This is a genomic window from Pseudomonas sp. 43mfcvi1.1 (genome assembly GCF_900115935.1).
In the GTDB taxonomy this organism is placed as follows: Bacteria; Pseudomonadota; Gammaproteobacteria; order Pseudomonadales; family Pseudomonadaceae; genus Aquipseudomonas; species Aquipseudomonas bijieensis.
Genome location: NZ_UETT01000005.1, coordinates 326,425 through 350,197 on the forward strand (window position 1 = coordinate 326,425; position 23,773 = coordinate 350,197).

A 23,773-nucleotide genomic window follows, 5' to 3' on the forward strand; every position below is an offset into this window, starting at 1 on the left:
GATCCAAATGTGGGAGCGAGCCCGCTCGCGATGAGGCCAGTAGCCTCACCGCAAAAACTCAGGGCTGAAACGCGCCAATGAAAATCGCCGGATCCACCCGCGCATCGTTCAGGCTGATGTTCCAGTGCATGTGCGGCCCGGTCGCCCGACCGGTGGCGCCAACCTTGCCCACCACCGTGCCGCGGGCCAGTTGCTGGCCGACTTTCACGTCGATCTTCGACATGTGGCAGAACATGCTGATGAAGCCTTGGCCGTGATCGACGAATACCGTGTTGCCATTGAAGAAGTAATTGCCGGTAAGGATCACCTTGCCGGCGGCCGGGGTCTTGATCGGCGTGCCGGCGGGCACGGCGAAGTCCAGGCCGGCGTGGGGGTTGCGTTCTTCGCCGTTGAAGAACCGGCGCACGCCGAACTTGCTCGACAGCGGGCCGTTGACCGGTTTGTCCAGCAGCAGGTTACTGGGGATGTTCGGGCTGAAGCTGCGGTAGGCCTTCAGTTGCACGGCCAGTTCGGCGTCGATGCGCTTGAGATCCGCCGGGTTCGGGTTGACCTGGCGTTTGTTCTTCAGGGTGATGTGTTGCTCAGGGTACTTTTTATAGCCGACCACGAACGGTTGGGTGCTGCCGCCACTGCTGATCTGCTGAGTGCCGGGCTGGACCGTCAGCGGGATGCCGACAATCGCCAGCCAGTTGTCCTGTTCCTTGACCACCAACACCGGTTTGCCCTGGTAACTGGCCTTCGGCGCCTTGGCTGCGCTGCCCAGGTCCACCACAGCGACGCCGCCGGGCACCGGTTTGTTCAACAGGCGGGAGATGTAACTGTCGGCGTGGGCGTTGAAGGTCAGGCACAGCAAGAGCAATGGGGCGAGATATCGCGGCATGAATCAATCCAGTAAAGAAAGGGTGACCGGCGTCAGGTGATTGTCTTCGACCCGCACCAGCAGTTCGCCTTCGCCCAGCTTGGCAGTCAGGCGTTGGCCGGTCTGGGTTTGCCCGGCGCTACGGATGGCATGGCCGCGCTCGTCGAGCAAAATGCTGTAGCCCCGACCGAGGGTCGCCAGGGGGCTGACGATGTGCAACGTCTGCATCTGGTTGTGCAATTGCACGCGGCGTGTTTTCAGGCCTTCGCGCATGGCCCGGGGCAGGCGTTCGGCCAGGCTGTCCAGGCGCTGGCGCAGCAATGTCAGTTGCCGGCCCGGGTGTTGCCCGGCCAGGCGGGTTTCCAGGCGGATCAGGCGTTCGCGGCGGGTATTGAGGCTGCGTTCGAAGGCCCGGCGCAGGCGCATGTCCAGGTCGTCGAGGCGCTGGGCTTGCTGGCGCAGGCGTTCACCGGGATGACGCAGGCGCCGGGTGAGGCCTTCGAGGCGCAGTTGATCGCGCATCAACCGGTCGCGCATGCGCATCACCAGCCGGCGATGCAGGCTTTCGACCCGGCGCACCAGGTCGCCGGCATCCGGTGCCAGCAATTCGGCGGCGGCGGACGGGGTCGGGGCACGCACGTCGGCGACGAAATCGCTGATAGATACGTCGGTTTCATGGCCCACGGCGCTGACGATCGGCGTGACGCAGGCATCCACCGCCCGAGCCACGGCCTCTTCGTTGAAGCACCACAAGTCTTCCAGCGAACCGCCGCCCCGGGCCAGGATCAGCGCATCGAAGCCACGGGCATCGGCCAGTTTCAGGGCGCGGACGATTTGCGCGGTGGCTTCGCGGCCCTGCACTGCGGTGGGAATCAAGGTCAGGGATATCTGCGGCGCACGGCGGCGAAAGACGCTGATGATGTCGCGGATCACCGCGCCGGTGGGCGAACTGATGATGCCAATGCGTTGCGGGTGGGCCGGCAGCGGCACCTTGCGCTCGGCACTGAACAGGCCTTCGGCGCTGAGCTTTTCCTTCAGCGCCTCAAAGGCCAGGCGCAGGGCGCCATCGCCGGCCGGCTCCACGGTGTCGAGGATCAGTTGGTAGTCGCCACGGCCCTCGAACAGCGAGACCTTGCCGCGCACCTTCACCGCCAGCCCGTCCTTCAAGGCCTGGCGCACCCGCGCGGCGTTCTGCCGGAACAGCGCGCAGCGCACCTGGGCGCCGCTGTCCTTGAGGGTGAAATACACATGGCCGGACGCCGGGCGGGCAAGGTTGGAGATCTCGCCCTCGACCCAGATGTTGCTGAACACGTCTTCGAGCAACACCCGCGCGCGGCCGTTGAGCTGGCTGACAGTCAGGACCTCGCGGTCCAGGCCCAGTCGGGCAAAGGGATCTTTAATCATGGGCGGCATGATAAGGGCATTCGCCGATGAATCTCCATGCGTGCAGACAATTAGACCGAGTCGTCTGCATCGCGAGCAGGCTCGCTCCCACACTGGATCTTCGCTGCGACACAGATCCCCTGTGGGAGCGAGCCTGCTCGCGATTGCAATGGGTCAGTCACCACAAACGCTGGATGTGTCGCCCTGGATCTGGCTAAAGTCGCCCCCTTCGTCACCAAGGAAGTCGACAATGGATCTTCTGTCATGGTTAGGCCAATGGGCATTCGCGCCAACGCAATGGCTGGTGATCGGCCTGGCCATCACCCTGGCCTACATCGTGTTCGGCATCGCCGGGTTCGGCACGGCGTTGGTGGCCGCCCCCGTCCTGCTGCTGTTCATGCCACTGTCGAAAATCATCCCGTTGCTGGTCTTGCTCGATTTTGTCGCGGCCTTCGGCAACCTGTTGCCATCGCGCCGGGACGTGTCTCGGCCTGAACTGTTGCGGTTGCTGCCGTGCATGGCGGTGGGCTGCACCCTGGGGGTGATTTTCCTGCTCAACCTCAAGTCCGACCTGTTGTTGCTGTTGATGGGGCTGTTCATCAGCAGTTATGCGATCTATAGCCTGTCGATAAAAACCCGGCCGAAGCAGCTGTCATCGCTGTGGGCGTTCCCGATGGGCACGGTGGGCGGGATGTTCGGCGCATTGTTTGGCAGCGGCGGCTTTTTATATGCGATCTACCTGAACAGCCGTCTGCCGAAGGACGCGGCCCGCGCCACGCAAAGTGCCTTGATCAGTTGCAGCACGGTGGTGCGCTTGAGCCTGTTTATCGTGGCCGGGGTGTATGCCGAGCTACCCTTGTTGGTACTGGCGCTGTGTTTGTTGCCGGCCATGGCGCTGGGGTTGTGGGTAGGGCGGCGCTTGACCATGAAGATGTCGCGAGAGGCGTTCGTGCAGTTGGTCACCTGGTTGGTGCTTGCCAGCGGCCTTGCGTTGATCGTGCGCTACCTGAGTGCTTGACCTGGCCCCGCCAGGGATTAAGCTGCCGGCCTTCGATCAGACCCTGCCAGGGAAACAGCCAGGCCTCGCCATGAACTCGCAAAGCATCATCGTTCCGAAAATTTCCACCCTGCCGGTCCACGAGCCACGGGCCCGGGCGATCGTGCGCTGGCTGGTGCGCAAGAATATCGTCGAAGAACAGCTGACCACCTGCGGGCGCACCGGCAATCGCATGGCCCACGCCATCGCCCCTGGTGCCCGCGAAGTGGTCATGCACCCCGAAGCCTTGCCGTTCGGTGAGTCGATCAATGGCCTGGAGATCATCACCAAGCGTTGCATCTATACGCCGGCCAAGGGCTTTCTCGAAGAGGCCGGCTGCGCCGAGTGCCGTAAGGAAATCGGCGAAGCGCTGTTCGAGAGCCTGGAAGACTGGATGCCGGCGCGCACCGACAACTTCACTTGTCCCGAATGTGGCCATGAAGATGACATCAATGGATTTCTGTTTCTGCAGCCCTGTGGCTTTTCCAACCTGGGGTTCATCTTCAACAACTGGCTGGAGGCGGGGTTCAAGCAGGCGTTTCTGGATGAATTCGCCGATTGGCTGGATCAGCCGGTGAGTTGGGTGAAGGTGGAGTTGTAGCGAGCAACACACACTGGGGCGATGAATACACAACCCCTGTGGCGAGGGAGCTTGCTCCCGCTGGGCTGCGAAGCGGCCCTGAGATGTTTGCGGTCGCTGCGCAACCGAGCGGGAGCAAGCTCCCTCGCCACGGGTTCGGCGTATGGTCGGAGTGCAGTGATTTAGCCCGTCAATCACCCCGCCAATAATAGACAGAGTTTTACATTGAGCCAGACGGGGTCCATGAGTATAATGGCGCGCTTCCATTTTCCCGCTCGGGAGCCCCCGCGATGCTGCGTATCAGCCAAGAAGCTCTGACCTTCGACGACATTCTCCTAGTGCCCGGTTATTCCGAGGTACTGCCTAACGAAGTCAGTCTCAAAACCCGTCTCACCCGTGGCATCGAACTGAATATCCCCCTGGTTTCCGCCGCCATGGACACCGTGACCGAAGCCCGTCTGGCCATTGCCATGGCCCAGGAAGGTGGTATCGGTATCATCCACAAGAACATGACCATCGAACAGCAGGCCGCCGAAGTGCGCAAGGTCAAGCGGTTCGAGGCTGGCGTGGTCAAGGATCCGATCACCATCGAGGCTGATGCCACGGTCCGGGATCTGTTCGAACTGACTCGCATGCACAACATCTCCGGCGTGCCGGTGCTGCACGATGGCGACCTGGTCGGCATCGTCACCTCCCGCGACGTGCGTTTCGAGAACCGCCTGGATGCCACCGTCCGCCAAGTGATGACGCCTAAAGAGCGCCTGGTCACGGTCAAGGAAGGCACCAGCAAGGACGAAGTTCGTGAATTGCTGCACAAGCACCGCATCGAGCGCGTGCTGATCGTCGACGACAAATTCGCCCTCAAGGGCATGATGACCGTCAACGACATCGAAAAAGCCAAGGCCTACCCGCTGGCGAGCAAGGACGACCAGGGTCGTCTGCGCGTCGGCGCTGCGGTCGGCACCGGCAAGGACACCGGTGATCGTGTCGCCGCCCTGGTCAATGCCGGCGTCGACGTGGTGGTGGTCGACACCGCCCACGGTCACTCCAAAGGCGTGATCGACCGCGTTCGCTGGGTCAAGCAGAACTTCCCGGAAGTGCAGGTGATCGGCGGCAACATTGCCACCGGCGCTGCGGCCAAGGCCCTGGCCGAAGCCGGCGCCGACGCGGTCAAGGTCGGTATCGGCCCAGGCTCGATCTGCACCACCCGCATCGTCGCCGGTGTCGGCGTGCCACAGATCAGCGCCATCGCCAACGTCGCCGCTGCCCTTGAAGGCACTGGCGTACCGTTGATCGCCGACGGCGGCATCCGGTTCTCCGGTGACCTGTCCAAGGCCATCGTCGCCGGTGCCTCCTGTGTGATGATGGGTTCGATGTTCGCCGGTACCGAAGAAGCACCGGGCGAGATCGAACTGTTCCAGGGCCGTAGCTACAAGGCCTACCGCGGCATGGGTTCGCTGGGCGCCATGTCCCAGGCCCAGGGCTCTTCCGACCGTTACTTCCAGGACTCCTCCGCGGGTGCCGAGAAGCTGGTGCCGGAAGGTATCGAAGGTCGCGTGCCGTACAAAGGCACCCTGAGCGCCATCATCCATCAACTGATGGGCGGCCTGCGTTCTTCCATGGGTTACACCGGCAGCGCGGACATCGAAGAGATGCGCACCAAGCCGGAATTCGTGCGCATCACCGGTGCCGGTATGGCCGAGTCCCATGTCCACGACGTGCAGATCACCAAGGAAGCGCCGAACTACCGCGTAGGTTAAGGCTTCCAGCAAAACGTTAATCACCGGGGCTGTTCATTCAGCCCCGAGTTGTTTCTGATTCACTACATGAGAATGAGTCATGGCCCTCGACATTCACGCTCACCGCATCCTGATCCTCGACTTCGGTTCCCAGTACACCCAGCTGATCGCCCGCCGCGTGCGTGAAATCGGCGTGTACTGCGAATTGCATCCGTTCGACATGGATGACGAAGCGATTCGCGAATTCGCGCCTAAAGGCGTCATCCTCGCTGGTGGCCCCGAGTCCGTGCACGAAGCCGACAGCCCGCGCTGCCCGCAAGCGGTGTTCGACCTGGGCGTGCCGGTCTTCGGTATCTGCTACGGCATGCAGACCATGGCTGAACAACTGGGCGGCAAGGTCGAAGGTTCCGACCTGCGTGAGTTCGGTTATGCCCGCGTCGATGTGGTCGGCAAGAGCCGCCTGCTGGACGGCATCGAGGACCACGTCGACGCCGACGGCCTGTTCGGCCTGGACGTATGGATGAGCCACGGTGACAAGGTCACCAAGATGCCGGAAGACTTCCACATCCTGGCCAGCACCCCGAGCTGCCCGATTGCCGGTATGTTCAACGATGATCGTCGCTACTACGGCGTGCAGTTCCACCCGGAAGTGACCCACACCAAGCAAGGTGGCCGGATCCTGTCGCGCTTCATCCTCGACATCTGCGAGTGCGAAGCCCTGTGGACCCCGTCGAAAATCGCTGAAGACGCCATCGCCCAGGTGCGCGCCCAGGTCGGTACCGACAATGTGCTGCTGGGCCTGTCCGGCGGTGTGGATTCCTCGGTGGTCGCGGCGCTGCTGCACAAGGCCATCGGCGACCAGTTGACCTGCGTCTTCGTCGACAACGGCCTGCTGCGCCTGCACGAAGGCGAGCAAGTGATGGCCATGTTCGCCGAGAACATGGGCGTCAAGGTGATCCGCGCCAACGCCGAAGAGCAGTTCCTGAACAACCTGGCCGGCGAGTCCGACCCGGAGAAGAAGCGCAAGATCATCGGCCGTACCTTCATCGACGTGTTCGACGCCGAATCCTGCAAGCTGGACAACATCAAGTACCTGGCCCAGGGCACCATCTACCCCGACGTGATCGAGTCGGCCGGCGCCAAGAGCGGCAAGGCCCACGTGATCAAGTCCCACCACAACGTCGGTGGCCTGCCGGAAGAGATGAACCTCAAGCTGGTCGAGCCGCTGCGCGAACTGTTCAAGGACGAAGTACGTCGCCTCGGCCTGGAACTGGGCCTGCCCTACGACATGGTCTACCGCCACCCATTCCCGGGCCCGGGCCTGGGCGTGCGGATCCTCGGTGAAGTGAAGAAGGAATACGCCGACCTGCTGCGTCGCGCCGACCACATCTTCATCGAAGAACTGCGCAAGGCCGACTGGTACCACAAGGTCAGCCAGGCCTTCGTGGTGTTCCAACCGGTGAAATCGGTGGGCGTGGTTGGCGATGGCCGTCGTTACGCCTGGGTCGTGGCCCTGCGTGCCGTGGAAACCATCGACTTCATGACCGCTCGCTGGGCACACCTGCCGTACGAGCTGCTGGAAACCGTTTCCGGACGCATCATCAACGAAATCGAAGGCATCTCCCGCGTCACGTATGACGTGTCGAGCAAGCCGCCGGCGACGATTGAGTGGGAATGATGGGGCGCCCGGCATTGTCCGGCACCCATTAGCAGAAAATGCCCTGAAGCCCGCGTAATTGCGGGCTTTTGGCTTTTTTGGGCTGGCCAGTTCTGGCCGCTTTGTGCATCGCCGAGACCGTGTTTTCCATAGCCCACTCCATGCTGTTTGCCGACGCTATGGTGACCCTTCCTGGGGGCCTAGAGCTGATCGAACGGTTTTCGATCCAGGAGACAGTCGATGAACGCCCCTAGAAGGGCTGGTCGATGCTGGCGGCTCGGATAGTAGAGGAACAGCCCCGGGCGCGAAATCGACCAGTCCGGCAGGACCTGGACCAGCCGCCCCTGGGTCAAGAGCTCGCCCACGCCATCTCGCTCAAAGTGATAGGCAATGCCGAGCCCGTTCAGCGCAGCAGCAATGCCGATGTCAGCATGATTGGTGACGACGGGGCCGTCCACCGCCACTTCGAGTCTTTGCCCTCGTTTCTTGAACTCCCAGCGATATTGCCTGCCGTCCATCTGGAGCCGCCAGTTGATGCATGTATGGTTATGCAAATCGGCGGGCGACTTGGGGGTTCCTCTACGGGCGATATAGTCCGGGGAGGCCACGGCCACCATGTTCAGGTCCGGCGTGAGGCGGACGGCAACCATGTCTTTCTCGAGCTGCCCACCCACGCGGATGCCCGCATCAAAGCGGCCCGCGACGATATCGGCGAGCGCGTCGTCGACCACGATGTCGAGAACCACGTCAGGGTGTGCTTGATGGAAGCGTGAAAGCCGGGGCGCGATGATGGTCCGCGCTGCGATCCCCAGCGTGTTGATGCGAAGCGTGCCGCTCATCTGTCCTGTCGCCTCACTGGCTTGGGCGACTGCAGCAGCCATCTCCCGAAACAATGGCGCTATGCGCCTGTAGAGCAGTTCGCCACTGGCCGATGGCGCGACGCTTCGAGTTGTGCGATTCAGAAGGCGAGCGCCGATGCGGCCTTCGAGTTGCCGGATGGTCTGGCTGAGTGCCGACGGCGATAGGCCCAAATGCTCTGCCGCTCGGGCAAAGCTCTGGCGTTCCACGACGGCTACGAAGGCCTTCAGTTCAGCGAAGTCGGATCCGCGCATTATGTATCGTTTCCTAAGCAACCTATAAAGATTATAGCGTATTCACTGAATTCAAGTAGACGCGCATCCTGAGGCCTTCGCTGACCCCATGGAGCCAAAAATTGAACACCTTGACCCTTCCTGAGCCTATTGCCGCGTACTTCGCGGCCGAACACAACCCTGACGCCTTGGCGCGTTGCTTTACCGCGCAAGCCGTCATGAAGGACGACGGCCGTACCTACACGGGCATCAACGCCATCAAGGCCTTTATGGCCGAGGCATCGGTCAAGTACAGCGCGACGAGCGTGCCATTCGCCATTGAGGGAGAGGACGGCTTTCAACTTGTCCGCGCCAACGTCACCGGCAACTTCCCTGGCAGCCCGATCGTCCTGTCCTACCGCTTTCGCCTTGAACGCGGCCTGATCGCATCGCTGGAGATCACGGCATGAGCTTCGACCTTCATCTGAATGGCCTGCGGACATTGGTCACCGGCGGCACGCTGGGCCTTGGCGCTGCAGTCGTGAAAACCCTTGTGGAGGCCGGCGCTCGGGTGGCGACATCCGCGCGCACCTTGCCAGCGGAGCCGGTGGAGGGCGTCACCTACGTGGCTGCCGATCTGTCGACGGCGCAAGGTACGAATCACCTTGCTCAGACCGTCCTGCAGGACTGGGGCGGCGTCGATATCCTGATCAACGTGCTCGGCGGTTCGAAGACCCCCGGTGGCGGTTTCGCCGCGATCAGTGATGAGCACTGGTTCGCCGAGCTGAACCTGAACTTGATGCCTGCCGTGCGCCTGGATCGTGCGTTGCTGCCTGCGATGCTGGCTCAGGGCTCCGGCGTCATCATCCACGTCAGCTCCATCCAGCGCGTGCTGCCTTTGCCCGAGTCCACCACCGCCTACGCCGCAGCCAAGGGGGCCCTCACGACCTACAGCAAGTCTCTGGCGAGAGAGGTGACGCCGAAGGGCGTTCGCGTGCTGAGCGTTGCGCCGGGCTGGATTGAGACTGAGGCTTCCGTAGCGTTTGCGCAGCGGATGGCGGCAGACGCCGGAACGGATTACGAGGGCGGCAAGAAAATCGTCATGGATTGGCTGGGAGGAATTCCAGTGGGCCGACCGGCCACACCACAAGAGGTGGCCGATTTGATCGCCTTCCTGGCGTCCCCTCGGTCCGCTTCGATCGCAGGGTCCGAGTATCGGATCGACGGCGGCACCGTTCCGACTCTTTAGCCCACAGCCGCGACTGGCTGAACACGGGGCGCGTGACCTCGCAGCATGGCCCCGGCAGGCGCCGAGGCTTTCCCGAACCGGACGTGGCAGGTCTGCCGCGTCCGGTATCAATGTCCACCCGCAAACGCCCCGTCGCTACAGTCAAAGCTCTGCTCTCAAACTGTCAAAGGCGTCCTCCAGGAATTTGGCCACCGGTTTTCGCTGGCCGGTCTGATCCCGCCACGCCTGAAGCGCGAGTCTCATCGCACCGACGGACACCACAGCCACCATCCGAAGGGCCAACCGCCGCTCAGGCTGCCGCCAGACCTCACACAGCGCGTTGAACAGCGCTTGCTCCTGTTCCGCGTAGTACGCCTGCTTGCGCGCAAGAAGCGACTCGCTCGAACGCATGAGATTGTCCACGGCTGTCATCTGCTCGGTCGTATAGCGCGCGATGTGCTTGACCATCACATCGCGAACAGCATCGAGTGGCGGTACGTCGGGCGATGTCTTCAGCAGATCGGCAATCAGCCTGGCCGAATCGGCGTCCTGCCAGAACAAGATGATGTCGTCCTTCGATTTGAAGTACGAGAAAAACGTGCGGCGCGAGATGCCAGCCGCTGCCGCGATGGTGTCCAGCGTTGTGCCTTCGTACCCGTTGGCGAGGAACAGGCGCTGGCCGGCCTCGGCGATGCGCTGGCGTGTTTCGCGGCGCTTGCTTTCGCGCAAGCCTTCTGTGGGTGCTGCATCTGCGGGGGGGAAGGATTCTGACATTCCAATGGCCTGTTGCATTTCTGCACTAAGTGCAGCAGAGTTAGCACTGAGTGCATATTTATATGCACCTAGTGTATATTTCAACTTCTCGACAGGCAAGGATCATGACCCACTGGACAGTTTCCGACATCCCTTCCCAACGCGGCCGTACGGCGGTCGTCACCGGTACTGGCGGCCTTGGATTCCAAGACGCGCTGGCACTGGCCCGGGCCGGTGCGAATGTCATCATCGCAGGTCGAAATCCGTCGAAAGGGGCGGCGGCAGTCGATCAGATTCGCCAAAGTGTTCCCGGCGCGAATGTGACTTTCGGGGCACTGGACCTCGCCAGCCTCGAATCCATCGAGTCGTTTGGTGAGCGTCTGCGGAGTTCGCGCGACAGCCTGGACTTGCTGATCAACAACGCGGCAGTGATGGCGCCGCCGAAGCGTCAGGTGACTTGCGACGGATTCGAGTTGCAGTTCGGCACGAACTACCTGGGTCACTTCGCCTTGACGGCCCAATTGCTGCCGCTGTTGCGCAAGGGCAACAAGCCGCGCGTGGTCAGCCTTTCAAGCGTCGCCGCTCGAAGCGGCACGATCAACTTCGATGATCTGCAAGCTCAGCGCAGCTACAGGCCGATGCCGGTTTACAGCCAATCGAAACTCGCTTGCCTGATGTTCGCCCTTGAATTGCAACGCCGCAGCGATGCTGCGGGCTGGGGCATCCAGAGCATCGCTGCCCATCCTGGCATTTCGCGCACCGATCTGTTGCCCAATGGCGCCGGCGCATGGAGCGTTCCGGGTATGGCTCGTCGTTACATGTGGTTCCTGTTCCAGCCGGCAGCGCAGGGGGCGTTGCCGACCATCTTCGCCGCGACTTCACCGCAGGCTCAAGGCGGTGTCTATTACGGCCCGGACAGGTTCGGCGAAATACGCGGCTATCCGGCCGTTGCCAAGATTCCTGCGCAAGCACTGGATGCGAGCGTCGCTGCGAGGCTGTGGATTGAATCGCAAGGGCTTACGGAAGCGGTCTTTCGGTAAACCAACCCTGTACAAATACGTTGTCTATGCTTCGCGACTGCCAATCGCGCCTTCCGGCAGTACCCGACGGCCAGAATACCTTGAAATATCAGCTTGCTGACGATGGCTGCGCTCCGGATGAACTGGTCGAGCGGCTGGGTGAAGCGGGCTGCGATGATGCCTTGGTAGGCATCGGGCAGCCGGGGCGGCTTGCGCTTGAGTTCACGCGCGATGCGCCTGACGCGGTTGAAGCCGTGCTTAGTGCGCTGAGCGACGTTCGCCGCGCAGTGCCATCGGCCAGACTGATCGAGGTTGCGCCTGATTTAGTCGGGGGGGATAGCAAGGTATGCGTCCCAGATGAGTTCTATACTCTCGGCACCCATTGCGGCGATGAACAGGTCGCAATAAGGAGCCTGCCATGAATGACACTCAAAAACTTGCCGCCTTGCGCATCGTCTTGATCGTAGTCGGTCTGATCGCCGTCTTCGCGTTCTGGCCGTTGATGGTTCTGTGGCCGTCCGGTTGGGCGTGGCACAGCGGCCATTCCGATTATCCGCTGATGATGGTCGGCATCTATGCGACGCTCGGTGTGTTCCTGCTGCTGGCATCCCGCGATCCGCTGAAACACCTGAGCTTGATCTGGTTCACGGTGTGGTCGAGCGTCGTGCATGGCGCGATCATGGCTGTGCAGTCGTTTGGCATCGGGATGGACGGGGCAAGCCAGTACGGCCATCTATTGGGCGATGTGCCTACGTTGCTCATTGTCGCAGTGGTGCTGGCATTCTTAACACCGCGGGGCGAGAAAGCGCATTTGCTGCCTGATTGACCCTCAGTGCGGCGGTAATCCAAGGCCTTGTGGATAACTTCCATGAGGCTTTTTTCATTTTCGCCGCCCTTACTGTTTCTCATCTGCGGGTGTATCGTATTCGCCTTTTGCGGGCCCAACGGTTCGCCGCGGATTCAAGAGGTGCTTGCGTTCATGTCCTTTACCCGTCGCCAAATACTCGGTGGCCTGGCCGGTCTTGTTGTCGTTGGTGTGGGTGCGGGAGGTGCTTCGCGGTATTGGCTGGGCAAGATGGCGGATGCCGAGGCCGGCCATGACTATGAATTGATCGCGGCGCCCCTGGACGTCGAGCTGGTGGCCGGGCACAAGACCCAGGCCTGGGCCTTTGGCCCGTCGGCGCCGGGCACCGAGCTCCGGGTGCGCCAGGGCGAATGGTTGCGGGTGCGCTTCATCAATCACCTGCCGGTTGCCACCACCATTCATTGGCACGGGATCCGTTTGCCGTTGGAGATGGACGGCGTGCCGTATGTCTCGCAACTGCCGGTTCTGCCGGGCGAGTATTTCGATTACAAGTTCCGCGTGCCGGATGCCGGCAGCTATTGGTATCACCCCCACGTCAACAGCAGCGAGGAGCTCGGGCGTGGGCTGGTGGGGCCGCTGATCATCGAAGAGCGCGAGCCTACCGGGTTCAAGTACGAACAAACCCTGAGTCTCAAGAGCTGGCATGTGGACGAGCAAGGCCAGTTCGTGGCATTCAGCATTCCTCGCGAAGCCGCGCGAGGTGGCACGGCCGGGCGCCTGGCGACCATCAATGGCGTGCCGGAGGCGGTGATTGAGCTGCCGGCCGGGCAGATCACTCGGGTGCGTTTGCTCAACCTGGATAACACCCTGACCTACCGGATCAATATTCCAGGCGTTGAAGCGCAGATCTATGCGCTGGACGGCAACCCCGTCGAACCGCGCCCGCTGGGCAAGGAATACTGGCTTGGCCCGGGCATGCGCATTTGCCTGGCGATCAAGGCGCCGCCGGCCGGGGAAGAGCTGTCGTTGCGCAATGGCCCGGTGCGCCTGGGGACTTTGCGTTCGGTGCCTAACAGTGACGCACCGACCCAGTGGCCGCCGGCGCTGCCACCCAACCCGGTGTCCGAGCCGGACCTGGCCAATGCCGAGAAACTCAACTTCAATTTCGAATGGGTCGGCTCGGTGTCGGTCAACGTCGACAATGGCAAGCCGCCGAGTCTGTGGCAGATCAACGGCAAAGCCTGGGACATCACCGACAAGACCTGCGCCGACCGGCCAATCGCCACGCTGAAAAAAGGCCAGAGCTACATTTTCGAATTGAAGAACATGACCCAGTACCAGCATCCGATCCATTTGCACGGAATGAGCTTCAAGGTGATTGCATCGAACCGGCACAAGGTCGTGCCGTACTTCACCGACACTTACCTGCTGGGCAAGAACGAGCGGGCGCAGGTGGCGCTGGTGGCGGATAATCCGGGGGTGTGGATGTTCCACTGCCATGTCATCGACCACATGGAAACCGGCCTGATGGCCGCCATCGAGGTGGCTTGATGCGCCAGATTCGCCCCGCCAGAATCATCGACCGCAGCCGTGACCAGGACTTCATGCGCGAAGCCCTGGCCCTCGCCGCACAGGGCGCGGCCCTGGGCGAAGTGCCGGTGGGCGCGGTGCTGGTGCAGGATGGCGAGATCATCGGGCGCGGCTTCAACTGCCCGATCAGCGGCCACGACCCCAGCGCCCATGCGGAAATGGTCGCCATCCGCGCCGCCGCCCAGGCGGTGAGCAACTATCGCCTGCCCGGCAGTACCCTTTATGTGACGCTGGAGCCCTGCAGCATGTGCGCCGGCCTCATCGTCCATTCGCGTATCGCCCGGGTCGTCTACGGCGCCCTGGAGCCCAAGGCCGGGATCGTGCAGAGCCAGGGGCAGTTTTTCAGCCAGGGTTTCCTGAACCATCGGGTGATGTTCGAAGGCGGGGTGCTGGCTGAAGAATGCAGCACGGTGTTGAGTGAGTTCTTCAAGGCCCGTAGAGCCAAATCCTCAGACTGACACCTTTCCCCCTAATGTGGGAGTGAATCTCTGTGGGAGCAAGGCTTGCCCGCGATGAACGATAACGCGGTCTTGCTATAGACCGCGGTGCCGCCATCGCGGGCAAGCCTTGCTCCCACAGGTTCATTCCCACAGAAGCTTGCACACAGCGGGGCGATTTATTTCCGCGCCACAATCACTGCCCGCATTGGTGCCGGCAGTCCTTCGATGGTCTTGCTGTGGTCGGCGGGATCGAGGAAGTCACTCAACGACTGGTATTTCATCCACTCGGTGCTGCGCTGTTCTTCCACGGTGGTCAGGCTCACGTCCACACAACGCACATCGCTGAACCCGGCGCGGTGCAGCCAGCGTTCCAGGGCCGGGACCGAGGGCAGGAACCACACGTTGCGCATCTGCGCGTAGCGGTCCTCGGGCACCAGCACCTGATGTTCGTCGCCTTCGATTACCAGGGTTTCCAGCACCAGTTCGCCGCCTTTGACCAGGCAGTCCTTGAGGGCCAGCAGGTGTTCGATCGGCGAGCGGCGATGGTAGAACACGCCCATGGAGAACACCGTGTCGAAGCCTTCCAGCTCTGCGGGCAACGCTTCGAAGGGGAATGGCAAGTGCCAGGCATTGGGCTGTGACAGGTAACGCTGCACGGCCTGGAACTGGCAGAAGAACAGCCAGTTGGGGTCGACGCCGATCACCGTGTCGGCCCCGGCGCCGAGCATGCGCCACATGTAGTAACCATTGCCGCAGCCCACGTCGAGGATGCGCTTGCCTTTGAGATCCAGGTGCGGTGCGACCCGCGACCACTTCCAGTCCGAGCGCCATTCGGTGTCCACGTGCACGCCAAACAGGTCGAACGGCCCTTTGCGCCACGGCGACAGGCCCATCAACGCCGTGCGCATTCGTGCCCGGGTTTCGTCAGAGCAATCGGTGTCGAGGGTCAGCCCGTTCAGCAGGTCGATTTCAGTCGGTTGCAGCATTGGCAAGGCGTCGAGAGCGTTCTGCCAGCGCTCCAGGTCGCCATGGCCTTTTTCCATTTTGCTGTCGAGTTGCGTCTGCAGGGTCGCGGCCCAATCGGCCAAGGGGGTACCGGCCAGGCGGCGGGCGAGGGGAGACAGATCGATCATGGCAGGGCAATCAACGAGGCGAAGTTAAGACACTGGAACCACGGCACGACTTTCGAGAACCCGGCCGCCAACAGGCGTTCGCGGTGTTCTTCGAGGCTATCGGGCTTCATGACGTTTTCGATGGCGCTGCGTTTCTGGGCAATCTCCAGCTCGCTGTAGCCGTTGGCGCGCTTGAACGCCACGTGCAGGTCGGTGAGCAGGGCGTGTTCCTCGACATCGTTGAAGCGCAGTTTTTCCGACAGGATCAGGGCGCCGCCGGGCAGCAGCGACTGGCGAATGCGGCTCAACAGCGCGGTGCGCTGGTCCGGCGCGATGAATTGCAGGGTGAAGTTCAGCGCCACCACCGAGGCGGGCTGGAACGTCAGGGCGAGGATGTCGCCTTCGATCACCTCAACGGGCAGCAACTCCTGGAACATCGAGTCCTGGCCGTTGAGGTATTCGCGGCAACGCTCGACCATGGCCGCCGAGTTATCCACAGCGATGACACGGCAACCGTCGGTGCGCACGTGGCGGCGCAGGGCCTGGGTCACCGCACCCAGGGACGAACCCAGGTCATAGAGCACGCTATTGGGTTGGGCGAATTGCGCGGCGAGCACGCCGAGGTTTTCGACGATGGTCGGGTAACCCGGCACCGAACGCTTGATCATGTCCGGAAACACCCGCACCACGTCCTCGTTGAAGGCGAAGTCCGGCACTTGGGCCAGGGGTTGGGCGAATAGGCGATCGGGTTCTTTGCTCACGGCGGTTCCAGCGGCATGGGTGGTGAAAAGGCCGGCATTTTAACCAAAAAACCGGTGGGAGCGAGCTTGCTCGCTCCCACATTGATCTTTGTTCAGCGCTGCTTTTGCGGGAACGCTGACGCCGTGATGCCCCATTGGCCCAGCCAATAACTGATGATGATCAGATAAGGCGCGGCATGGAAGGGCTGTATGAACCGGTTGATGCCGATCAGGCTGTCGGAAAACACAAAGGCCAGCGCCCCGGCGGCGGCCAGCCAGGCCGAGCGTTTCGGCACCTCGGTACCCAACCGTGCCAGGGCTCGCCAGAGCATGGCGCTGATAGCCAGGCCGTAGACAATCACCGGCACCAGCAACGGCCCGAGACCGCTCGACAGCAGTATCCCCAACAGCACTGCGCCGATGCCCAAGGCCAGGGCCAATGGCAGCAGCGCCGGACGGTGACAGTCGCTCAGGTAAGCTTTCAGGTAAGCCAGGTGCGCCAGCAGAAACGCGCCAAGGCCGAACACGAACAGATCCCCCGGCCAGGCCAGTAACACATCGCCCACCAGCGAAAAAATCAGCCCGAGGCTGATCCAGCGCCGATACTCGCCTGGCGGCGCATCGTGCAGCCAACCGAGCAGGGCCAGCACCGGCATAGGCTTGACCAGCAGACACAGCAGCGTGGCGTGCATGGCCAGGCCGTACAGGTAAGTGGCTGCGCCCATCAGTGCAAGGATCAGCCAACCCACGGTCAATTCACCGCAATGGCGCAGTCGAAGGTTTCCACGGGCGGTACTTCCGGAGCCCAGGGTTGTTGATAAGTCAGGCGCAGACGCCCAGTGCCGGCGTTGAACGCCTGGAAGCGCCAGGTCGAGACCCCGGCGGCGCCGACGATGCCGGCGTCTTCCGGGTTGCGATAAACCTCGGGGCCGAGGCCTTTGAGCACGCCGCCGGCCGAATCCTGGATCGCCCAGCGATAACCGGTGGTGGGGTTGCTCGGCAAGCTCAAAATCAGGTTCTGCCCGTTATTGAGCCGCACCGGGCACTGGCTCAGTTTTTCCACGGTCACGTTGCGTCCGCTTTGCGTGGCGCAGGCGCTCAGCAGGGCGAGGCTCAAGGGGACGAGCAGGCGGGTGATGGACATAAGGGTGATGACTCCGGCATTCACGACGAACGGCGAGCATAACCGAAGATGCTACCAGGTGTGTCAGCTGGGGAAGTGCTGTCGCTGATGACGCTATCGCGGGCAAGCCTTGCTCCCACAATGGATCTTTGTCGCACACTGACTCTGTGAGCGACATTAAACCCTGTGGGAGCAAGGCTTGCCCGCGATGGGGCCCGCATAAGCGCTACAGTTCTATCAGAACAACACCTTGGCCACATCCGCAAACCGCTTGGCAAAGTGCACCGTGACGCCTTCCTTGAGGTAGTCCGGCAGTTCTTCGAAATTGCCCCGGTTGGCTTCCGGCAGGATCAGTTCATTGATTTTCTGCCGTCGCGCCGCGATCACTTTCTCGCGCACGCCGCCGATCGGCAGTACATGCCCGGTAAGGGTCAGTTCGCCGGTCATGGCCACGCCTTTTTTCGGTGGCTGGTTACGGGCCAGGGACAGCAGGGCGCTGGCCATGGTGACCCCGGCGCTCGGGCCGTCCTTGGGCGTGGCGCCTTCCGGTACGTGCAGGTGAACGAAGGCCTCGTCGAAGAATTTCGGATCGCCGCCGAATTGCTTCAGGTGCGAACTGACGTAGCTGTGGGCGATTTCCGCCGACTCTTTCATCACGTCCCCCAGTTGCCCGGTCAGCTTGAAACCGCGATTGAGGGTGTGGATGCGCGTTGCCTCGATGGGTAAGGTCGCGCCGCCCATGCTGGTCCAGGCCAGGCCGGTAATCACTCCGACGCCGGACAACACCTGCTCGTTGCGGAACACCGGTTTGCCCAGGGAGGCCTCCAAGTCTTTCGGCCCGAGCTTGATCACCGCTTTGGGGTCGTCGATCAGCTTCATCACCGCCTTGCGCACCAGTTTGCCCAGTTGTTTCTCCAACTGCCGCACCCCGGCTTCACGGGCGTAGCCGTCGATCAGGGCTTTGAGGGCGCTGTCGTTGATGCTCAGGCTGCCCTTGGACACGCCGGCCTTGGCCAACTGCTTGGGCCACAAGTGGCGCTTGGCGATGGCGACTTTTTCTTCGGTGATGTAACCCGACAGGCGGATCACTTCCATCCGGTCCAGCAAGGGGCCGGGGATCGAGTCCAGGGTGTTGGCGGTGCAGATGAAGAGCACTTTCGACAGATCCAGGCGCAGGTCCAGGTAGTGATCGAGAAATTCGACGTTCTGTTCCGGGTCGAGGGTCTCGAGCAAGGCCGACGCCGGGTCGCCCTGGTAGCTCTGGCCCATCTTGTCGATCTCATCGAGCATGATCACCGGGTTCATTACCTCGACATCCTTGAGCGCCTGCACCAACTTGCCCGGCTGGGCACCGATGTAGGTGCGCCGATGGCCCTTGATCTCGGCTTCGTCGCGCATGCCGCCAACGCTGAAACGGTAGAACGGCCGCCCCAGGGATTCGGCGATGGACTTGCCGACGCTGGTCTTGCCCACGCCCGGCGGGCCCACCAGCAACACGATAGAGCCGCTGATCTCGCCTTTGTAGGCACCGACGGCGAGGAATTCCAGGATACGGTCCTTGATGTCGTCCAGGCCGGCGTGGTGCTGGTCGAGGACCTTGCGCGCATGCTTGAGGTCAAGTTTGTCCTGGCCGTACACGCCCCACGGCACCGAGGTTGCCCAGTCCAGGTAATTGCGGGTAACGGCGTATTCCGGCGAGCCGGTTTCCAGGATGGAGAGTTTGTTCATCTCCTCTTCGATGCGCTTCTGCGCCTGGGCCGACAGCACCTTGCCTTCCAGCCGTTGCTCGAACTGTTCGATATCGGCGCTGCGGTCGTCCTTGGTCAGCCCCAGCTCCTGCTGGATGACCTTGAGCTGTTCCTTGAGGAAGAACTCGCGCTGATGCTCGCCGATCTTGTTGTTGACCTCGGCGGAAATCTCTTTCTGCAGCCGCGCCACTTCGACTTCCTTGCGCAGCATCGGCAGCACTTTTTCCATGCGCTTGAGCATGGGCACGCAGTCGAGCACTTCCTGCAGTTCGCTGCCGGTGGCGGAGGTGAGCGCGGCGGCAAAGTCGGTCAGTGGCGATGGGTCGTTGGGGCTGAAGCGGTTGAGGTAGTTCTTCAGCTCTTCGCTATACAGCGGGTTGAGTGGCAGCAGTTCCTTGATCGCGTTGATCAGCGCCATGCCGTAGGCCTTGACCTCGTCGGTCGGCTCGCTCGGCTGGTGCGGGTATTCGACTTCCACCAGATACGGTGGGCGATGGTGCTTGAGCCAGGTGCGGATACGCACGCGGGTCAGTCCCTGGGCGACGAACTGCAGTTTGCCGCCTTCCCGGCTGGCGTGGTGCACCTTTACCAGCGTGCCGTACAGCGGCAGTTTCGAGGTGTCGAAATGGCGCGGGTCTTCCTGGGGCGTGTCCATGAAGAACAGTGCCAGGGAGTGATGTTCGGACTTGGCCACCAGCTCCAGGGTCTCGGCCCACGGTTCTTCGTTGACGATGACCGGCAACACCTGGGCCGGGAAGAAGGGGCGATTGTGGATGGGGATGATATAGACCTTGTCCGGCAGGTTCTGGCCAGGCAGGGCCAGGCCGGTACCGGACGAGGTGTGTTCGATGTGTTCGGAGTCAGCGTCGTAATCGTGAGTGGCTTCAGTAGAGTGCTGGTCGCTCATGGGGCACCTGCGCAATGGGGTATGGGTCTTAGATGGGGCAGGTGGGGGGTGGTTTCAATGGTAAGCGACTGTTAGCGGTTATTTCATTGGCGGGTGTTCAGGCTTGCGACAGCTTCCCGTGGCGAGGCATGCAGCGCTCGCCACGGGCCTCAACCTAGGCGACCCGGTTCAAGTCGTTGTGGCGCGTCTCCTTCAGGCACAGCACGGCGATCACGCTGAGCAGCGCGGCTGCTGAAACATAGCCTCCGACATAGCTCAAACCGCCCATCGCCACCAGTTTCTGGGCGAAGAACGGCGCGGCCGAGGCACCGACGATACCGCCCAGGTTGTAGGCTGCCGAGGCGCCGGTGTAACGCACGTGGGTCGGAAACAGCTCCGGGAGCAAGGCGCCCATGGGGGCAAAGGTCACACCCATCAGGAATAGCTCGATGCACAGGAACAGTGCCACGCCCCCGGTCGACCCGTGGGTCAGCAAGGGTTCCATGAGGAAACCCGAGGCAATTGCCAGCACACCGCCGAGGATCAATATCGGTTTGCGGCCGTAGCGGTCGCTGGCCCAGGCCGACAGGGGGGTAGCGGCGGCCATGAACAGCACGGCAAAGCACAGCAGGCCCAGGAAGGTCTCGCGGCTGTAGCCGAGGGTGGACACGCCGTAGCTCAGGGAAAACACCGTCGAGATATAGAACAGCGCGTAACACACCACCATCGCCGCCGCGCCCAGCAGCGTCGGCGCCCAGTACTGGCTGAACAGCTCGACCAACGGCACCTTGACCCGCTCCTGGCGGGCCATGGCATTGGCGAATACCGGGGTTTCATGGAGTTTGAGCCGCACATAGAGGCCGACGATCACCAGCACCGCGCTGAGCAGGAACGGAATCCGCCAGCCCCAGGAGCGGAATTGCTCATCGTCCAGGCTCATGGCCAGGGTCAGGAACAGCCCATTGGCCGCCAGGAAGCCTATGGACGGCCCCAATTGGGGGAACATGCCGAACCAGGCACGCTTGCCCTTGGGCGCGTTCTCGGTGGCAAGCAGCGCCGCCCCGCCCCATTCACCGCCCAAGCCCAGGCCCTGGCCGAAACGTAGCAGGCACAGCAGGACCGGTGCCCAGGCGCCAATGCTGGCATAACCGGGCAGCACGCCGATGAGCGTGGTGCACACCCCCATCAGCAGCAGGGACGCCACCAGCGTGGACTTGCGCCCGATCCGGTCGCCGAAGTGGCCGAACAGCGCCGAGCCCAGCGGCCGGGCGAGGAAGGCGATGCCGAACGTCAGGAAAGACGACAGCATCTGTGCCGTGCCAGAAGTTTGCGGGAAGAACACCGGCCCGATCACCAGGGCCGCCGCCGTGGCATAAACGTAGAAATCGTAGAACTCGATGGCGGTGCCGATGAAGCTTGCGGTCGCCACGCGGGTGGCGGAATTTGTCGGCTGGACAGGCACAGCCTCGTTGCAGGTAGTGGTCGTCATGCGGTTATCCCTGACAGTCATGTGCTCCGTTGGAGCGAATTATTATGGTCGAACGCCCAGGGATGTGGGCGGGTACCCTTTCGCTGTTTCGGGTAGGAACAGTCGCAGGGCTGATGCGGATTTCGCCGATGGTCGGACCGGAACCGGCTGAGTGCAGGGTAGACGCAGGGGCCGGTAAGCGGCTTGAGTATAGGAAGGGGGCTAACGAATCAACAAGAGAGCCCGCACACAATATTGAAGCGTGCGCTGAGCTTCTGTGGCGAGGGGATTTATCCCCGCTGGGCTGCGCAGCAGCCCTAAAACCCGACAACTCGGTGCGCCAGGCAAAATTGAGTTGACTGTATTTGGGGCTGCTTTGCAGCCCAGCGGGGATAAATCCCCTCGCCACAACGGTGTTTCACTTGGGATTCAGGAAACAGCAGGCACCGAGCTGTTATGCCACGCCAGCACCTGGCTCACACGGTTGTCCACGGTCTCGATGATTTCCAGTCGATACCGCCCGATCTTCAGGCATACCGGGCTTTCAGGAATGGTTTCCAGGGCTTCGGTCACCAGCCCGTTGAGGGTTTTGGGGCCGTCGCAAGGCAGGTGCCAGCCCAGGGTCCTGTTCAACTCACGAATCGACGCCGCGCCATCGATCATCAGGCGGCCATCGGGCTGGGGATGGACATGGGGATTGTCGAGGCTGTGCTCGCTTTCGAATTCGCCGACGATTTCTTCGAGGATGTCTTCCAGGGTGACGATGCCCAGCACTTCGCCGTATTCGTCCACCACCATGCCCAGGCGCCGCTGCTGCTTGTGGAAATTCAGCAATTGCAGCTGCAGTGGTGTGCTCTCGGGCACGAAGTAGGGCTCGTGAGAGGCGGTCAGCAGCGCTTCCTTGGTCAGGCTCGCGTCCGCCAGCAGGTGGCGGATCTGGCGGGTGTTGAGCACCGCTTCGACCTGGTTGATGTCGCTGTGGAACACCGGCAGGCGGGTACGACGGTTCAGGCGTAGCTGTTCGATGATCTCGCCGATGGGGTCGTCGAGGTTGATGCCATCGACCTCGCTGCGGGGCACGAGGATATCGTTGACGGTGATGTTGTCCAGGGCGTGGATGCCGGAAATCGGGTGCAGCCGGCCGCTGTTGTGCTCCGGTTCATGCTCGCTACGCGGTGGCGCGGGCATTTCGTCGTCGCTCTGTTGCACCATGCTGGCCTTGCGGGCAAATGGGCGCAGCAGCAATTGGCTGGCGCCATTCAACAGCCAGGCAAACGGATAGAGGATCTTCAACGGTATGCCCAGCAAGGTGTTGCCTAGTGCCAGCACCGCTTCTGGCTGGCGAGTGGCCAAGGTGCGCGGCAGGTAGTCGGCAAACACCAGCAGGGCGGCGCTGGTGCCGAGCCAGGCCACCCAGGGGCCGTTTTCCAGCCAGGTAAAAATCGCCAGCAAGGTGCCGATGACCACGGCCAGGGTACGGCAGAGGGTGTTGCACAGGATCAGGCTGGCCAGCGGGAATGTCAGCGTCGCCAGCGGTTTGTCAGTGGCGCGCGAGGCCGTACGCTGGGCCAGCAGGTGTTGCTGGGCGGCTTCGATCGCGGTGAACAGGGCCGACCAGAGGATCAGCACCACCAGCACGGCAAACAGCGGCGCCACGGGCAACGTATCCATCAGGGCCGTCCGTCACACATGCAGGATGTATTCGCGGACCAGCTTGCTGCCGAAGTACGCGAGCATCAGCAGGCAGAAACCGGCCAGGGTCCAGCGAATCGCCTTGTGCCCGCGCCAGCCGAGGCGGTTGCGGCCCCACAGCAGCACGCTGAAGACTATCCATGCCAGGCAGGCGAGCAGGGTCTTGTGCACCAGGTGCTGGGCGAACAGGTTCTCGACGAACAACCAGCCGGAGATCAGCGACAGTGACAGCAAGCCCCAGCCGGCCCAGAGGAAGCCGAACAGCAGGCTCTCCATGGTTTGCAGCGGCGGGAAATTGCGGATCAGCCCGGACGGGTGCTTGTTCTTGAGCTGATGGTCTTGCACCAGTAACAGCAGGGCCTGGAACACCGCGATGGTGAACAGGCCATAGGCCAGGATCGACAGCAGGATGTGGGCGAGGATGCCCGGCTCTTCATCGATGATCTGCACTGTACCCGACGGCGCGAACTGCGCCAGCAGCACCGTGGCCAGCCCCAGCGGGAACAGCAGCACCAGCAGGTTTTCCACCGGGATGCGCGAGCAGGCCACTAGTGTCAGGGCGATCACGGCGACGGCGATCAGGCTGGCGGCGTTGAAAAAGTCCAGGCCCAGGCCGATCGGCGTCATCAGGTGGGTATAAAGGCTGGCCGCATGGCCGAGCACCGCCAGCACGCCAAGCGTGACCAGCAGGCGTTTGTTCGCCTTGGCACCGGTGGCCAGGCGTGAGCCTTGATAGAGGGTCGCAGCGGCATAAAGGCAAGCGGCGGCGAGCGTGGCAAACAAGCTGGGTGACAAGGGGAGCATAAATCCTGTTAGGCAAGCCCGAAAGGCGCTGAGTTTGGCAT

22 protein-coding genes and 1 pseudogene are annotated in these 23,773 nt (G+C 62.3%); 11 read left to right on the plus strand and 12 right to left on the minus strand.

The genetic code is table 11. From position 1 onward, the window contains the following. Nucleotides 1-58 precede the first annotated feature (58 nt). Nucleotides 59-880 carry a peptidoglycan DD-metalloendopeptidase family protein gene (locus DTP52_RS12435; RefSeq protein ID WP_109753628.1) on the minus strand — a complete coding sequence of 274 codons (822 nt, stop codon included), beginning with the start codon at nt 878-880 and terminating at the stop codon, nt 59-61. A 3-nt stretch (nt 881-883) separates the two neighbouring features. Next, nucleotides 884-2,263: an exodeoxyribonuclease VII large subunit gene (gene xseA, locus DTP52_RS12440; protein WP_109753629.1), complete on the minus strand. Its 1,380-nt coding sequence runs from the start codon at nt 2,261-2,263 to the stop codon at nt 884-886. A 229-nt stretch (nt 2,264-2,492) separates the two neighbouring features. Between xseA and DTP52_RS12445 the strand changes: the two genes are divergently transcribed. The 4 genes from DTP52_RS12445 to guaA all read left to right on the plus strand — a co-directional run bounded on the left by DTP52_RS12445 (nt 2,493) and on the right by guaA (nt 7,275). Then, nucleotides 2,493-3,260, plus strand: coding sequence for a sulfite exporter TauE/SafE family protein (locus tag DTP52_RS12445; RefSeq protein ID WP_109753630.1), 768 nt, complete (start codon nt 2,493-2,495; stop codon nt 3,258-3,260). A gap of 70 nt (nt 3,261-3,330) precedes the next feature. After that, nucleotides 3,331-3,879, plus strand: a complete 549-nt coding sequence (locus DTP52_RS12450) for a sugar ABC transporter ATPase (protein ID WP_109753722.1) — start codon at nt 3,331-3,333, stop codon at nt 3,877-3,879. Between the two features lie 269 nt (nt 3,880-4,148). Further along, nucleotides 4,149-5,618, plus strand: coding sequence for an IMP dehydrogenase (gene guaB, locus DTP52_RS12455; RefSeq protein WP_109753631.1), 1,470 nt, complete (start codon nt 4,149-4,151; stop codon nt 5,616-5,618). A 79-nt stretch (nt 5,619-5,697) separates the two neighbouring features. Beyond that, nucleotides 5,698-7,275 carry a glutamine-hydrolyzing GMP synthase gene (gene guaA / locus DTP52_RS12460; RefSeq protein WP_058542542.1) on the plus strand — a complete coding sequence of 526 codons (1,578 nt, stop codon included), beginning with the start codon at nt 5,698-5,700 and terminating at the stop codon, nt 7,273-7,275. A gap of 179 nt (nt 7,276-7,454) precedes the next feature. Here the strand turns inward: guaA and DTP52_RS12465 are convergent, their stop codons facing one another. Then, entirely contained in the window at nt 7,455-8,366 is a 912-nt protein-coding gene (locus tag DTP52_RS12465; protein ID WP_109753632.1) for a LysR family transcriptional regulator, read from the minus strand. 101 nt (nt 8,367-8,467) lie between these two features. Between DTP52_RS12465 and DTP52_RS12470 the strand changes: the two genes are divergently transcribed. Further along, a complete protein-coding gene (locus tag DTP52_RS12470) occupies nt 8,468-8,794 on the plus strand; it encodes a nuclear transport factor 2 family protein (protein ID WP_109753633.1) in 327 nt (108 codons plus the stop codon). Then, nucleotides 8,791-9,573, plus strand: coding sequence for an SDR family oxidoreductase (locus DTP52_RS12475; RefSeq protein ID WP_109753634.1), 783 nt, complete (start codon nt 8,791-8,793; stop codon nt 9,571-9,573). The genes DTP52_RS12470 and DTP52_RS12475 overlap by 4 nt, the downstream gene beginning before the upstream one ends. Nucleotides 9,574-9,714: 141 nt before the next feature. On the opposite strand, the gene DTP52_RS12480 is transcribed toward DTP52_RS12475, so the two are convergent. After that, nucleotides 9,715-10,326 carry a TetR/AcrR family transcriptional regulator gene (locus DTP52_RS12480; RefSeq protein ID WP_109753635.1) on the minus strand — a complete coding sequence of 204 codons (612 nt, stop codon included), beginning with the start codon at nt 10,324-10,326 and terminating at the stop codon, nt 9,715-9,717. 104 nt (nt 10,327-10,430) lie between these two features. Between DTP52_RS12480 and DTP52_RS12485 the strand changes: the two genes are divergently transcribed. The 5 genes and pseudogenes from DTP52_RS12485 to tadA all read left to right on the plus strand — a co-directional run bounded on the left by DTP52_RS12485 (nt 10,431) and on the right by tadA (nt 14,177). Continuing rightward, nucleotides 10,431-11,345: an SDR family oxidoreductase gene (locus DTP52_RS12485; RefSeq protein ID WP_109753636.1), complete on the plus strand. Its 915-nt coding sequence runs from the start codon at nt 10,431-10,433 to the stop codon at nt 11,343-11,345. A 26-nt stretch (nt 11,346-11,371) separates the two neighbouring features. Further along, a pseudogene (locus tag DTP52_RS12490) lies at nt 11,372-11,656 on the plus strand (hypothetical protein); the annotation flags it as partial. Nucleotides 11,657-11,742: 86 nt separating this feature from the next. Then, nucleotides 11,743-12,150, plus strand: coding sequence for a DUF6632 domain-containing protein (locus DTP52_RS12495; protein WP_109753637.1), 408 nt, complete (start codon nt 11,743-11,745; stop codon nt 12,148-12,150). A 153-nt stretch (nt 12,151-12,303) separates the two neighbouring features. After that, nucleotides 12,304-13,680 carry a multicopper oxidase family protein gene (locus DTP52_RS12500; protein ID WP_109753638.1) on the plus strand — a complete coding sequence of 459 codons (1,377 nt, stop codon included), beginning with the start codon at nt 12,304-12,306 and terminating at the stop codon, nt 13,678-13,680. Continuing rightward, the gene (gene tadA / locus DTP52_RS12505) at nt 13,680-14,177 is read left to right on the plus strand and encodes a tRNA adenosine(34) deaminase TadA (RefSeq protein WP_060739067.1); all 498 of its coding nucleotides are present in this window, start codon (nt 13,680-13,682) and stop codon (nt 14,175-14,177) included. The genes DTP52_RS12500 and tadA overlap by 1 nt, the downstream gene beginning before the upstream one ends. Before the next feature lie 158 nt (nt 14,178-14,335). Here tadA and cmoB read toward each other — a convergent pair whose 3' ends face one another. From cmoB to DTP52_RS12550, 8 genes are all read right to left on the minus strand, one after another. Further along, a complete protein-coding gene (cmoB, locus tag DTP52_RS12510) occupies nt 14,336-15,292 on the minus strand; it encodes a tRNA 5-methoxyuridine(34)/uridine 5-oxyacetic acid(34) synthase CmoB (RefSeq protein WP_109753639.1) in 957 nt (318 codons plus the stop codon). Next, a complete protein-coding gene (gene cmoA / locus DTP52_RS12515; RefSeq protein ID WP_109753640.1) occupies nt 15,289-16,032 on the minus strand; it encodes a carboxy-S-adenosyl-L-methionine synthase CmoA in 744 nt (247 codons plus the stop codon). The genes cmoB and cmoA overlap by 4 nt, the downstream gene beginning before the upstream one ends. 92 nt (nt 16,033-16,124) lie before the next feature. Further along, on the minus strand, nt 16,125-16,760 hold the full coding sequence (locus DTP52_RS12520; RefSeq protein ID WP_109753641.1) for a lysoplasmalogenase: 636 nt from the start codon (nt 16,758-16,760) through the stop codon (nt 16,125-16,127). Between the two features lie 2 nt (nt 16,761-16,762). Continuing rightward, the gene (locus DTP52_RS12525; RefSeq protein WP_109753642.1) at nt 16,763-17,155 is read right to left on the minus strand and encodes a protease inhibitor I42 family protein; all 393 of its coding nucleotides are present in this window, start codon (nt 17,153-17,155) and stop codon (nt 16,763-16,765) included. A 216-nt stretch (nt 17,156-17,371) separates the two neighbouring features. Further along, the gene (gene lon / locus DTP52_RS12530) at nt 17,372-19,789 is read right to left on the minus strand and encodes an endopeptidase La (RefSeq protein ID WP_109753643.1); all 2,418 of its coding nucleotides are present in this window, start codon (nt 19,787-19,789) and stop codon (nt 17,372-17,374) included. Between the two features lie 154 nt (nt 19,790-19,943). After that, complete coding sequence (locus tag DTP52_RS12535) at nt 19,944-21,257, minus strand: MFS transporter (protein ID WP_109753644.1); 1,314 nt, start codon at nt 21,255-21,257, stop codon at nt 19,944-19,946. A 408-nt stretch (nt 21,258-21,665) separates the two neighbouring features. Continuing rightward, on the minus strand, nt 21,666-22,907 hold the full coding sequence (locus tag DTP52_RS12545) for an HlyC/CorC family transporter (protein WP_109753646.1): 1,242 nt from the start codon (nt 22,905-22,907) through the stop codon (nt 21,666-21,668). 12 nt (nt 22,908-22,919) lie between these two features. Beyond that, nucleotides 22,920-23,732 carry an inner membrane protein YpjD gene (locus DTP52_RS12550; protein ID WP_109753647.1) on the minus strand — a complete coding sequence of 271 codons (813 nt, stop codon included), beginning with the start codon at nt 23,730-23,732 and terminating at the stop codon, nt 22,920-22,922. Between the last annotated feature and the right edge of the window lie 41 nt (nt 23,733-23,773).

Excerpts from the sequence above, each read along its gene's own strand:
- DTP52_RS12435 (WP_109753628.1), bottom strand. The coding sequence starts at position 880 with ATGCCGCGATATCTCGCCCCATTGCTCTTGCTGTGCCTGACCTTCAAC.
- xseA (WP_109753629.1), bottom strand. The coding sequence starts at position 2,263 with ATGATTAAAGATCCCTTTGCCCGACTGGGCCTGGACCGCGAGGTCCTG.
- DTP52_RS12445 (WP_109753630.1), top strand. The coding sequence starts at position 2,493 with ATGGATCTTCTGTCATGGTTAGGCCAATGGGCATTCGCGCCAACGCAA.
- DTP52_RS12450 (WP_109753722.1), top strand. The coding sequence starts at position 3,331 with ATGAACTCGCAAAGCATCATCGTTCCGAAAATTTCCACCCTGCCGGTC.
- guaB (WP_109753631.1), top strand. The coding sequence starts at position 4,149 with ATGCTGCGTATCAGCCAAGAAGCTCTGACCTTCGACGACATTCTCCTA.
- guaA (WP_058542542.1), top strand. The coding sequence starts at position 5,698 with ATGGCCCTCGACATTCACGCTCACCGCATCCTGATCCTCGACTTCGGT.
- DTP52_RS12465 (WP_109753632.1), bottom strand. The coding sequence starts at position 8,366 with ATGCGCGGATCCGACTTCGCTGAACTGAAGGCCTTCGTAGCCGTCGTG.
- DTP52_RS12475 (WP_109753634.1), top strand. The coding sequence starts at position 8,791 with ATGAGCTTCGACCTTCATCTGAATGGCCTGCGGACATTGGTCACCGGC.
- DTP52_RS12480 (WP_109753635.1), bottom strand. The coding sequence starts at position 10,326 with ATGTCAGAATCCTTCCCCCCCGCAGATGCAGCACCCACAGAAGGCTTG.
- DTP52_RS12485 (WP_109753636.1), top strand. The coding sequence starts at position 10,431 with ATGACCCACTGGACAGTTTCCGACATCCCTTCCCAACGCGGCCGTACG.
- DTP52_RS12495 (WP_109753637.1), top strand. The coding sequence starts at position 11,743 with ATGAATGACACTCAAAAACTTGCCGCCTTGCGCATCGTCTTGATCGTA.
- DTP52_RS12500 (WP_109753638.1), top strand. The coding sequence starts at position 12,304 with ATGTCCTTTACCCGTCGCCAAATACTCGGTGGCCTGGCCGGTCTTGTT.
- tadA (WP_060739067.1), top strand. The coding sequence starts at position 13,680 with ATGCGCCAGATTCGCCCCGCCAGAATCATCGACCGCAGCCGTGACCAG.
- cmoB (WP_109753639.1), bottom strand. The coding sequence starts at position 15,292 with ATGATCGATCTGTCTCCCCTCGCCCGCCGCCTGGCCGGTACCCCCTTG.
- DTP52_RS12525 (WP_109753642.1), bottom strand. The coding sequence starts at position 17,155 with ATGTCCATCACCCGCCTGCTCGTCCCCTTGAGCCTCGCCCTGCTGAGC.
- lon (WP_109753643.1), bottom strand. The coding sequence starts at position 19,789 with ATGAGCGACCAGCACTCTACTGAAGCCACTCACGATTACGACGCTGAC.
- DTP52_RS12535 (WP_109753644.1), bottom strand. The coding sequence starts at position 21,257 with ATGACGACCACTACCTGCAACGAGGCTGTGCCTGTCCAGCCGACAAAT.
- DTP52_RS12545 (WP_109753646.1), bottom strand. The coding sequence starts at position 22,907 with ATGGATACGTTGCCCGTGGCGCCGCTGTTTGCCGTGCTGGTGGTGCTG.
- DTP52_RS12550 (WP_109753647.1), bottom strand. The coding sequence starts at position 23,732 with ATGCTCCCCTTGTCACCCAGCTTGTTTGCCACGCTCGCCGCCGCTTGC.